Here is a 12095-nt window from a genome sequence, read left to right on the forward strand (position 1 = left end):
TAATAATGCAAACTAACCTAACTCCGTTTTACAACCCTGCATTAAGCTACGAAGAGAACTATCAGCATGGCCCGTTTGGTGATTTTAGTAGTGCAGCACCGTCCATAGAGCACAATAAGCAAACTGAGAACTTTCTCAATCTGCAAGTTAACCTGCCTTTTGGCATTCCTGCCGGACCATTACTGAATGCCAACTTTGTCAAAGCTGCATTCAATCATGGTTTTGATTTGTGTGTTTATAAAACCGTGCGCACCCGTGCTCAAGCCAGCCATCCTTTACCCAATGTGCTTTCTGTTCATCCTACAGGTAGATTGTCAGCCAATACCGATACAGTGCTGGCCGATACCAACTACACAACTCCATTGTCTATCACCAATTCTTTTGGCGTCCCTTCATTTAATCCCGATATCTGGCAACCCGATATGGCCGAAGCTGTTAATGCTGCGCAAAAAGGGCAATATATTATTGGCAGCTTTCAGGGTACTGCCGGCAATGAAGCCAGCATAGAAAAAGATTATGCCTGTGCTGCACGCTTAGTAGACGAAACTGCTGCACCGATTTTGGAGGCCAATTTAAGCTGTCCAAACGAAGGCGTAAACAAATTATTGTGTTTTGATTTTGATAAAGTAGAACGGATAGCCAAAGAAATCAAAAACGCTGTACCTGATAAGCCGCTGTTTCTGAAACTGGCCTACTTTGCCGATGACGATGTTATCTTTCCGCTTTTAAGTAGGCTGGATGGCACTGTTGATGGTTATAGTACGATTAATACCTTATCAGCCAGACCAGTTACAGCAAATGGTGAACCTGCGCTGGGGCTTGATCGTCCTACTGGTGGCGTCTGCGGTGAGGCCATTCGCTGGGCGGGGCTGGAAATGGTAGAACGTCTGGCCAGATTAAGAACACGCCTGAATAATCATTTTGCGATTATTGGTGTTGGCGGAGTAAGTAGTGCAGCACATTATCAGGCTTACCGCTTAGTCGGAGCCGATGCGGTAATGAGTGCCACCGGCGCCATGTGGAATCCGCAACTGGCTTTGGAAATTAAAAGCAGCCTGAATGGATAAAATTCCTGCTGGTGGCCTGAGCTGAATCAGGCTACCAGCACCACTCTTCACTATTATCAGAACATGATGTTTCAGCGTGCAATACGATAAGGTTCATCCATAGCAATGAAATCTTTTTCTTCAAGTGCCTGAGCAATCCATGCTGCTACAGCATCAGTAGCACATAGAGTATTAATATAATTAGCCAATATTTCTGAAGTCTGAATCTGGAAGCCTTTTAACCTTAAACACATCGGGGCATAAAAGGCATCAGCAATACTGAACTCTCCAAACAGGTATTTTCCCGCCGATGCAGCAAGCAGTGACGACAAATGCTGATCGAGAAAATCGATTTCCTGTTTTACGGCAGGAAAATCACGCAGCACAATCTGGCCAATCTCTGGTAGCACCGCCTCAATATTCATTGGAAAATGCCGGCGTATATGATTAAACCCATTATGCATTTTGGCTACCACACTTCTGGCTCTGGCACGTGCTTTGTAGTCTTGTGGCCATAAAGGTAATGATGAATGGCGTTCAGCCAGATACTCACAGATTGCCAGAGAATCGCTCACCACCAAATCGCCATCGGTTAAAACCGGCACGGTACCATAGGGATTCAGTGGCAATATGGTTTGCTTAAAAACTGAATCAGCAGCCAAGCCATCAAAACGCACTAGTTGTTCAGTAAAGTCAATTTGAAAATGCTTCATCACCAGCCACGGCCGCATAGACCAAGTAGAATAATTTTTATTACCAATATAAAGCGTGTAACTCATAGCCTTTATCTTTCCTATTGTATTTATTTCAGTACATCTTAACTCATTTACGCCTTGTTCTCTGTACAAAATTGGCACCAGATTCAGTAATTGCTATTGATATTGATTTTTTTGCCCGTGCACATAAATTCTGTACAATAACAGTTTCAGTTCATAGTTTCTTACAGCAGCCACTCACTCATGCTCAGCTATCGTCATGCATTTCACGCCGGTAACCACGCCGACATCCTTAAACATTACTGCCTGATGGCAGTACTGGAATATTTCAAACTGAAAGATAAGCCGTATTGCTATATAGATACTCATGCTGGAGCCGGTCTGTATAACCTGATTAGCGATGAAGCCCAGAAAGTAGGCGAATATCGTGAAGGGATTAGCCGTATTCTGGCTGCAACAGATCTGGATAGCAGCCTGATACCTTTTCGTCATGCAGTAACAGCTTGTCTGCCTGACGCTGAAAACCATTATTGTGGTTCCCCGTGGCTGGCTCAGGCTCTGGCACGTGAGCAGGATCGCCTGCGACTGTTTGAATTACATCCGGCCGATGCAGAGTTATTACGTAATAACATGCGCAACATTAAACAACCTAATCGCGCACAAGTATTCTGTGACGATGGTTTTAAAGGTCTGTTATCAATGCTGCCACCTCCCAGCCGGCGCGCAGTCGTATTAATAGATCCACCCTATGAATTAAAACAAGATTATCAGCAGGTAGTGGATACACTTAAGGCTGCCCTGAAAAAATTTTCCAGTGGTTGCTATATGGTCTGGTATCCATGTCTGAGTCGCGCAGAAAGCCAAAAACTGCCACAAAACCTGCAAAAACTGGTTCCAGATAATTTCGTTCAGGCAGAACTTTATGTCCATGCACCGCGCCCAGATGGCTTTGGTATGCACGGCAGTGGTATATTCATCATCAATCCGCCCTACACTTTACCGCAGCTACTGGCTGAAGCGTTACCGCCGATGACTCGGCTACTGGCTCAGGATGACAGCGCACATTTTGTTTTGCATTCAGAGATTAATTAAATTCATACAACCAACACAGATCAGCCCGATGACTGCACCAGTGCTTTAGTCTGGCTGACAAGGCTATTGTATAATGGTACTCAATTTTAAAAGGGAGTATTTGCATGTCCGTTTTACTGTCTGATTATCTGCAACAACAGCAACAAAAGTATACTGTCACACCATTTTTACCTGAAGTCATCATCAGCATCAGTCAGGCATGTCTGCACATCAACCGCGAAGTCCGTCTGGGTGCGCTGGATAACATTCTGGGCAGTGCACATACAGGCAACATTCAGGGTGAAGAGCAGAAAAAACTGGATGTACTTTCCAATCAGATTATGATTGATACCTTATCAGCCAATCCGGCCATTGCCGGCCTTGCCAGCGAAGAAGAAGACTCATTTGTAACAGCCAATGACAACGGGCAATTTCTGGTTTTATTCGACCCTCTGGATGGTAGCTCCAATATTGATGTCAATATTTCCATCGGCACCATTTTTTCAATATTAGCCAAACCAGATGGCACACTTACTACTGAAAGCTTTTTACAGCCTGGCCGGCAGCAGCTGGCCAGTGGCTATGTTCTGTATGGTCCACAAACGATTCTGGTACTGACTTTAAAGCACGGCATCGCCATGTTTACCCTTAATGAGCAAAATCAGTTTCAGCTCACTCAGGAAAATCCACAGATACCTGCCGCCACTGCTGAATTTGCCATCAATATGTCCAACCAGCGCCATTGGCAACCTCCGATGCAAAACTATATTGCCCAGTTACTGGCCGGCAAAATCGGCTGTCGTGGTAAAGACTATAATATGCGCTGGGTAGCTTCTATGGTAGCTGAGGTGCATCGTATTCTCATTCGTGGCGGTATTTTCACCTATCCGCAGGATCAGCGTAATCCCGATAAACCGGGCAAGCTGCGTTTAATGTATGAAGCCAATCCGATGAGTCTGTTAATTGAACAGGCACAGGGTGCCGCTACCAATGCCCGGCAGAACATTCTGGATATTCAGCCAGAAGGCTTACACCAACGCATAGCCGTTGTGCTTGGCAGTAAAGAAGAAGTTGACTATGTTACCGCTATGCATAATGCAAGCTAATTATTGCAGCTAACACTGCAATCTTTTTTGTTTCACTCCCATCAGGAGATACCAATGATTAAATTAACTACCAATTTTGGCGTTATCGGCATCGAACTTGACCATGAGAAAGCACCGAAAACAGCTGCAAACTTCGAACGTTATGTGCGTGAGGGCTTTTATGATGGCACAATTTTTCATCGTGTTATCGATAATTTCATGATTCAGGGCGGTGGCTTTGACAAAGACATGCAACAGAAACCAACACATGAACCAATTGAGAACGAAGCCAATAATGGCCTGAAAAATGATCGCTATACCATTGCCATGACTCGTACCATGCAGCCTCATTCAGCCAGTGCGCAGTTTTTTATTAATGTGAAAGACAACGACTTTCTCAATCACACCAAACCGGATTTACACGGCTGGGGTTATGCTGTATTCGGTAAAGTAGTTGAAGGACAGGATGTAGTTGATAAAATCAAAGGCGTAAAAACCGGTAATCATGGCGGCCATCAGGACGTGCCGGTTGAAAATGTTGTTATTGAAAAGGCTGAAATCGTTTAACCAGCATTTCACAACAGGCAACCAGTTACAGGTTGCCTGTTTTTTAGCTGTGAGTAACAGTCAACCATTTTAGACACAAAGGAATTTGATTCAAAAAATACCCTGTCAACTTTAACAGACAGGGTATTTCTATATACAAAATCATTGTAACGGCTTCATATTCATCACTTCCAGCAGGAAGTTAGTAAATGCAGGATTAGCCGGTTTAGAACTCATTACCGGCCAGCGCTGCTGCCAGCCTGCCAGAGCTGTCTGAATATAAGCCTTGGATTGAGCAGTATCAATTGAACCTTGTTGGCTTTCTACAGCACTACGCAAATAAATAGCATACACATCGTCATCTACTACGTTATGCCCTACTTGAGCTATGCGAAACTGATCCAGCAACTGCGCAGCCTGAACTTTAGTAATACTTCCCTGAGAAACCTGAAAACTTAAGCGGGTAGCCTCATCACGAATTTTAGCGACATCAGACCAGTGGCTACTGGCTAAACGGTATTCAGCACTTGCCGCAGCCCCATTTACAACCTGTACCGGCTTTGTTTGCTTACTACCATGTCTAGTCAATAAAGGTTTATCCATAGATGAACAACCACCTAAAAAGGCTGCTATGACACATAATACTAATGTTTTTTTCATCATTTGTTTACTCAACGTATATTGCTTAAAACAAAATAAAAGCCAGTTAGCTTGAGCGTATGGCTGAACATGTATTCATAATAATTGTACCACAGCTATGACTGCAAGAAAAAACCGAACCAGTTGACTGATTCGGTATTAATCGTAAAAAGTAGGATTTACGCCAGATCAGCAAATAATGGTGTAGAGAGATAACGTTCACCATAAGAAGGAATCAGAACGACAATCAATTTGTCCTTATTTTCCGGTTTTGCTGCCAACTGCAAACCCGCCCAAACTGCCGCACCAGAAGAAATACCCACCAAAATACCCTCTTTGGATGCCATAGCACGGGCTGTATCAAAACTTGCATCATTAGATACCTGAATAATCCCATCATAAACATGAGTATTCAGAATTTTAGGTACAAAACCTGCGCCAATACCCTGTATCGGATGCGGTCCTTTACATCCGCCAGACAATACTGCTGAAGCCTCAGGTTCTACGGCATAAACCTGCACCCCAGGTTTCTTTTCCTTCAGCACCTCACCAACTCCGGTAACCGTACCACCTGTGCCTACCCCAGCGACAAAAATATCAACTTTACCATCAGTATCATGCCATATTTCCTGCGCAGTAGTTTCACGATGAATTTCAGGGTTAGCCGGATTTTCAAACTGCTGCGGCATAAAATATTTCTGTGGGTCAGAATCCACAAAAGCCTGTGCACGACTGATGGCGCCAGCCATACCTTCTGCACCGGGTGTCAAAACCAGTTCAGCGCCAAATGCACGTAATAACATGCGCCGTTCCTTACTCATCGTTTCCGGCATGGTGATAATCAGTTTATATCCCCGGGCTGCACACACCATAGCCAGCCCGATACCAGTATTACCGCTAGTTGGTTCTACAATAACAGTACCAGAATGGATTTTACCCGCCTTTTCCGCTGCATCTATCATGCTGGCAGCAATTCTGTCTTTAACACTATTGCCTGGATTAAAAAATTCCAGTTTAACCACCAGCTTACCAGGCAACCCGGCACTCAAACGATTAAGCTGCACCAATGGCGTATTACCAATTAAATCAGTGATGCTAGAGGCGATATTCATTTTCTATCCTTTGTCATGAGAAGCAATCTTTATTATCATAGATTAAAACCAGAACTAACCAAAATAATTTATCAGCAGGTTAATACAATTAATATTTATAAAGGCTTTGAACAGGTTTTGGAATTGGTTTTAAACACCTAATTTAGTTCAGGTTATTAATACCAACAATCATGATTCATTATAGCAGTAATACGAAAATTTATTCACACAATCGAATACTTAATTTTATAAAAAATGATAGAAGCATTTATTAATACCGACTATTATATGCATCATCAGATTCTACTCATACAAAAAAGACTACCTTCCGGTAGTCTTTCTATCATAATACTAAAAATGTCTTGCTCTAAACGTTAACTTTGGCGGCCACATCTACATAATCCTGAATTTCATTGAAGTTCATATAGCGATAAATTTCAATACCTTTATCATTGATAATGGCAATATTTTCGCGATACTCCTCAATGCTGGGAATATGTCCCAGCTTGGAACAAATTGCCGCCAGTTCAGCTGAGCTCAAATATACATTAGTATTTTTGCCCAAACGGTTTGGGAAATTACGGGTGGAAGTAGACACCACAGTTGAGCCTTCACGCGCCTGTGCCTGATTGCCCATACATAAAGAACAGCCCGGCATTTCCATCCGCGCACCTGCGCGTCCAAGAATACTGTAATAGCCTTCATCCGAAAGTTCTTTAGCATCCATTTTAGTTGGTGGTGCTACCCACAGGCGCACTGGTAAATCGCTTTTACCATCAAGCAAGGCAGAAGCAGCGCGATAATGACCAATATTAGTCATACAGGATCCGATGAATACTTCATCAATATGCGTACCGGCAACATCAGACAAGATTTTCACATCATCAGGGTCGTTCGGGCAGGCCAGAATAGGCTCTTTGATTTCGTCCATATTGATATCAATTATGGCAGCGTATTCGGCATCGTCATCAGCCTCAAGCAATTTTGGTTCAGCAAGCCATTGTTCCATTTTCTGAATACGGCGTTTCAGGGTACGGGCATCCTGATAGCCATCTGCAATCATATTTTTCAACAACACAATATTGGATTTCAGGTATTCTTCAATTGGTTCTTTATGCAGCTTCACAGTACAGCCAGCAGCGGAACGTTCAGCAGACGCATCAGTCAACTCGAAAGCCTGCTCTACTTTCAAATCCGGCAAACCTTCGATTTCCAGAATACGGCCAGAGAAAATATTTTTTTTGCCAGCTTTGGCCACAGTCAGCAGGCCTTCCTTAATGGCCTGCAAGGGAATGGCATTAACCAGATCACGCAAAGTAATACCCGGCTGCATGGTACCGGAAAAGCGTACCAATACAGATTCAGGCATATCCAGCGGCATTACACCAGTAGCAGCAGCAAAAGCCACCAGACCTGAACCGGCTGGAAATGAAATACCCAGCGGGAAACGGGTGTGCGAATCACCGCCTGTACCCACCATATCCGGTAACAGCATGCGATTGAGCCACGAGTGAATAATACCGTCGCCCGGACGCAGAGAAACACCACCACGTGAAGACATAAACAGCGGCAATTCCTTATGGGTTTTTACGTCCACTGGTTTCGGATAGGCTGCCGTATGGCAGAAAGACTGCATCACCAGATCAGCACTGAAACCCAGACAGGCAAGATCTTTCAGTTCATCCCGAGTCATCGGTCCTGTCGTATCCTGAGAACCGACTGTAGTCATACGGGGTTCACAATAAGTACCCGGCCGAATACCTTGTCCTTCCGGCAAACCGCAGGCGCGACCAACCATTTTTTGCGCCAGTGTAAAACCGGCAGTGCTCGACGCAGGAGCCTGTGGTAAGCGGAAAACTTCTGAATGTCCCAGATTCAGTGCTTCGCGTGCTTTCGCAGTCAGGCCGCGACCAATAATCAGATTAATACGCCCCCCTGCCTGAACTTCATCAAGAATAACCTGAGATTTCAGTTCAAATTCGGCAACAGTTGCGCCATTTTTAATAATTTTGCCTTCATATGGCAAAATATCAACGACATCACCCATTTCCAGTTTAGAGACATCAACCTCAATGGGTAACGCTCCTGAATCTTCCTGAGTATTAAAAAAGATCGGCGCGATTTTGCCACCCAGACAAACACCACCAAAGCGTTTATTCGGTACATAAGGAATATCATGCCCAGTATGCCAGATTACCGAATTGGTAGCCGATTTACGTGAAGAACCGGTACCAACTACATCACCTACATACGCTACCAAATTGCCTTTGGCTTTCAGTTCAGCCAATTGTTTAATTGGACCTACTTCGCCCGGTTTATCCGGCTGAATACCTTCACGCGGATTTTTAAGCATAGCCAATGCATGTAAAGGAATATCCGGGCGGCTCCATGCATCTGGTGCTGGTGATAAGTCATCAGTATTGGTTTCACCCGCCACCTTAAATACAGTAACGGTAATCTTTTCCGGTACTTTTTCACGTGCGGTAAACCATTCTGCATTAGCCCAGGATTCAATCACTTCGCGCGCATATTGATTACCGGCACGCATTTTTTCTTCTACATCATGAAAAGCATCAAACATCAGCAAAGTATGTTTTAAGGCATTGGCAGCGGTAGCAGCCAGCTCCTCATTGTCCAGAAATTCTATAAGTGGCTGAACGTTGTAGCCTCCCAACATCGTACCAAGCAGTTCCACTGCAAATGTGGGGGTAATTAAAGGACTGCTAACAGTTTTTTCAGCAATGGCACCCAAAAAAGATGCTTTGACCTTAGAAGCATCATCTACGCCTGGTGGCACACGATGCGACAGTAAATCAACAAGAAATGTTTCCTCCCCTTTAGGAGGATTCTTTAGCAATTCAATTAATTCCTCTGTTTGCTTTGCTGTCAATGGCAAAGGTGGAATACCCAGCGCTTCACGTTCAATGGCGGCTGTACGATAGGCTTCTAACATCTTGGACGTCCTTAATGTAATGGTTTTTAAATTTTTCTTGTCATTTTATTATGCAGTTTTAATGCAATAGTATGAATGATAACCGAAAACATGGTCGATTGAAATAATTTGTAGTCAGATGTAGTGAACATCAGAAAATGTAAAAATTAAAATAAAAGCAGCCTGTTTCAGGCTGCCATACAATTATCGTCCAACTGAATTTAACATGCAGAATTAAGCTTTAGAATGACCAGTTGCATAAAATGCTACTGATTCCGTTTATTTCACTGATTTCAGTCAGTTTCAGGAACGATTTTTCTTTTTGCCAGTATTCTTGCGAACATTATTGGCTCCTGAAGATCTTTCTCTGACATTTGTTTTTTGCCGTGTAATATTGTTTTGTCTGGCCTGCTCATAAACAGGTAGTACTTCAGGCAACATTTTTTTCAATGCCGTAATGCGCGCATCGTTACTTGGATGGGTAGATAAAAGGCTCGTAGAACTATTCTTGCCAAAAACTTTATTCATTTTTTCCCATACTGTAACAGCTGCATGCGGGTCATAACCTGCCTGAGCCATTAATTGCAAGCCGCCGGCATCAGCCTGATTTTCCTGATGACGTGAAAAAGGCAGGGTCAGACCATACTGATTTAGTATATCTTTATAAAGGCCAGCTCGGTCAGCACTGACACCTGTTTTCGACTGTAATGCAGTACTACCTATTTCAAGGGCTGTACTGGTGAGAATTTGCTGTCCTGCCGCTTTTTTACTGTGTTCCTGCAAAGCATGAGTCATTTCATGACCAACAATCGCTGCAATTTCATCATCACTAAGATTCAGACGTTTTACAATACCGGTATAAACTACCATCTTGCCCCCCGGCATGGCAAAAGCATTGGGCTCATCACTGCGAATAACATTAAGCTGCCAGTCAAATGGCACACCTGTCTGATTGGCAGCATTGGCATACGGTACCAGACGCTGAAATACGGCACGTACACGTCTGGCCACAGGTGTATTAGTTTCAATTACCCCTTCAGACTTTGCTTGACCCATCATTTGGCTGTAGCTTTTAGCCGCGCTGGCATTTAGTGTCTGTGTATCATACCCCATGACATCGGCTACCTGAGCACAACCGCCCAATCCCATAAAAACTGCCGCCAGAGTAATTAATTTAGGTTGCCACCTGATTGAATACATAATTTATCCATTAGTAAGTAACTGGTTGAAAAATTATAACTTCTTATTGTTTTACATTCAGTTATACATGTAAAACGCTATTTTATTATATTGTATTAATTTAATTAATACACACAATTATTAACAAAGCTGAATATTTTAGAAAGTATGTATTCTTCCCTGTCACATCAACATGGCACACACTTTTTAAAATCCTAATAAATTTCAAATATTTAAATTATCTAGCACCAACCAGAGCGGGCATATCAATGACATATCCCATAAGAGAGTCAGTTTACAGCTGTGTAGCAGTTTTGCACCAATATTTGCACCCGAGAATACAAAGGCTACAATGCTGATGATTACCACTAAGGTCATATAAATAACGTGAAAATATTGATTCTTGGCTGTGGACAGGTAGGTTCGACCATCGCCAGTAATTTAGCCAGAATGAACAATAATGATGTTACCATTATTGATATCAATGAGAACGCCCTGCAAAAAATCAATCAGCGTCTGGATGTGCAAACTATCGTAGGTAATGGTGCATGGCCTTCTGTATTGTCTGCCGCCGGTGCTCAGGATGCGGATATGATTCTGGCTTTAACCCAGAGCGATGAAACCAATATGGCGGCCTGCAGAATTGCTTATGAGCTATTCAATACCCCCAACCGCATTGCCCGGGTACGCTACAGTGATTTTGTTGAATTTGAAACCGGTAGCAACAATTACAAAACCAGTCTGGACTTATTCAATATTACCGAGGCAATCAGCCCAGAACAGCTGGTAACCGAGCAAATTGCCAATCTATTGCTGCACTCAAGTGCCCTGCAAATCCTGCGGTTTGCTCAGGATAAAATCCGTTTGCTGGTCATTCGTGCCCAGAATGGAGGCATGCTGATTAATAAGCCCATCAGCGCACTGAAGCAGCATCTGGATGAAGGCGTGGATTGCCAGATCTGTGCCATTTACCGCAATAATCGCCTACTCGTGCCAACAGGCAGTACCATATTACAGGTAGATGATGAAGTTTTTGTTCTGACACCCACGGCATATCTTGAAAATATCATGCGCGAGCTGCGGCCGATTAACAAACGTACCCGCCGGATTATGATTGCCGGCGGTGGCAATATCGGCTATCGGGTGGCCAGACAACTGGAAACTAGTCTGGATATCAAAATTATTGAGCGCAGACAAAACCGGGCAGAATGGCTGGCAGAAAACCTCAACAATACACTTGTACTAATGGGAAATGCATCGGATGAGAGCCTGCTAGAAAGCGAATATATTGATGAGATTGATGTTTTTTGTGCACTTACCAATGATGATGAAAATAATATCATGTCGGCAATGCTGGCTAAAAATCTTGGTGCCAAACGAGTAATGGCAATTATTAATCGCTCAAGTTACGTTGACTTATTGCAAGGAAGTGCCATTGATATTGTGATATCTCCGCATCTGATAACAATTGGCTCAATTTTGACGCATGTGCATCTGGGCGATATTATGGCGGTATATCCTTTGCGCCGTGGTTCAGCAGAAGCGATTGAAGTAGTGCTGCATGGTGACCGTCATACCTCCAAACTAATAGGTAGAACCATGTCGCAGTTACGTTTGCCGAGTGGCTGTTATTTCGGTGCAGTAGTGCGCAAGGAAAAAATTATTATGTATCATCATGATACAGTTCTTGAAGATGGAGACCATGTTATATTTTTTGTGGCTCGACGCAAGGCTGTACAGGATTTGGAAAAAATGATTCAGGTCAAACTGGGCTTTTTTGCCTGAGGCAG

10 protein-coding genes are annotated in these 12095 nt (G+C 43.4%); 5 read left to right on the forward strand and 5 right to left on the reverse strand.

The window, feature by feature from the left end; all coding sequences use genetic code 11:
* The first annotated feature begins 5 nt into the window (after positions 1-5).
* Positions 6-1067 (forward strand): beta/alpha barrel domain-containing protein, encoded by a 1062-nt coding sequence (locus tag J6578_RS01220; RefSeq protein WP_287950418.1) that lies wholly within the window; start codon positions 6-8, stop codon positions 1065-1067.
* Positions 1068-1138: 71 nt separating this feature from the next.
* Here J6578_RS01220 and J6578_RS01225 read toward each other — a convergent pair whose 3' ends face one another.
* A complete protein-coding gene (locus J6578_RS01225) occupies positions 1139-1825 on the reverse strand; it encodes a glutathione S-transferase family protein (RefSeq protein ID WP_287950416.1) in 687 nt (228 codons plus the stop codon).
* Positions 1826-2005: 180 nt separating this feature from the next.
* On the opposite strand from J6578_RS01225, the gene J6578_RS01230 reads away from it, so the two are divergent.
* From J6578_RS01230 to J6578_RS01240, 3 genes are all read left to right on the forward strand, one after another.
* Positions 2006-2854: a 23S rRNA (adenine(2030)-N(6))-methyltransferase RlmJ gene (locus tag J6578_RS01230; RefSeq protein WP_037405743.1), complete on the forward strand. Its 849-nt coding sequence runs from the start codon at positions 2006-2008 to the stop codon at positions 2852-2854.
* Between the two features lie 104 nt (positions 2855-2958).
* Positions 2959-3939, forward strand: coding sequence for a class 1 fructose-bisphosphatase (locus J6578_RS01235; RefSeq protein WP_239428095.1), 981 nt, complete (start codon positions 2959-2961; stop codon positions 3937-3939).
* 54 nt (positions 3940-3993) lie between these two features.
* Positions 3994-4485: a peptidylprolyl isomerase gene (locus J6578_RS01240; RefSeq protein ID WP_287953704.1), complete on the forward strand. Its 492-nt coding sequence runs from the start codon at positions 3994-3996 to the stop codon at positions 4483-4485.
* A 141-nt stretch (positions 4486-4626) separates the two neighbouring features.
* Here J6578_RS01240 and J6578_RS01245 read toward each other — a convergent pair whose 3' ends face one another.
* From J6578_RS01245 to J6578_RS01260, 4 genes are all read right to left on the reverse strand, one after another.
* On the reverse strand, positions 4627-5124 hold the full coding sequence (locus tag J6578_RS01245) for a prokaryotic membrane lipolipid attachment site family protein (protein WP_100149686.1): 498 nt from the start codon (positions 5122-5124) through the stop codon (positions 4627-4629).
* Positions 5125-5282: 158 nt separating this feature from the next.
* Entirely contained in the window at positions 5283-6215 is a 933-nt protein-coding gene (gene cysK, locus J6578_RS01250) for a cysteine synthase A (RefSeq protein WP_037405750.1), read from the reverse strand.
* A 346-nt stretch (positions 6216-6561) separates the two neighbouring features.
* Positions 6562-9147, reverse strand: a complete 2586-nt coding sequence (gene acnB, locus J6578_RS01255; protein WP_287953705.1) for a bifunctional aconitate hydratase 2/2-methylisocitrate dehydratase — start codon at positions 9145-9147, stop codon at positions 6562-6564.
* Between the two features lie 282 nt (positions 9148-9429).
* The gene (locus tag J6578_RS01260; RefSeq protein WP_287950412.1) at positions 9430-10326 is read right to left on the reverse strand and encodes a M48 family metallopeptidase; all 897 of its coding nucleotides are present in this window, start codon (positions 10324-10326) and stop codon (positions 9430-9432) included.
* Positions 10327-10692: 366 nt separating this feature from the next.
* On the opposite strand from J6578_RS01260, the gene trkA reads away from it, so the two are divergent.
* The gene (gene trkA, locus J6578_RS01265) at positions 10693-12090 is read left to right on the forward strand and encodes a Trk system potassium transporter TrkA (RefSeq protein ID WP_239364240.1); all 1398 of its coding nucleotides are present in this window, start codon (positions 10693-10695) and stop codon (positions 12088-12090) included.
* Positions 12091-12095: the final 5 nt, after the last annotated feature.

This window comes from Snodgrassella sp., assembly GCF_024103505.1.
Taxonomy (GTDB): domain Bacteria; phylum Pseudomonadota; class Gammaproteobacteria; order Burkholderiales; family Neisseriaceae; genus Snodgrassella; species Snodgrassella communis.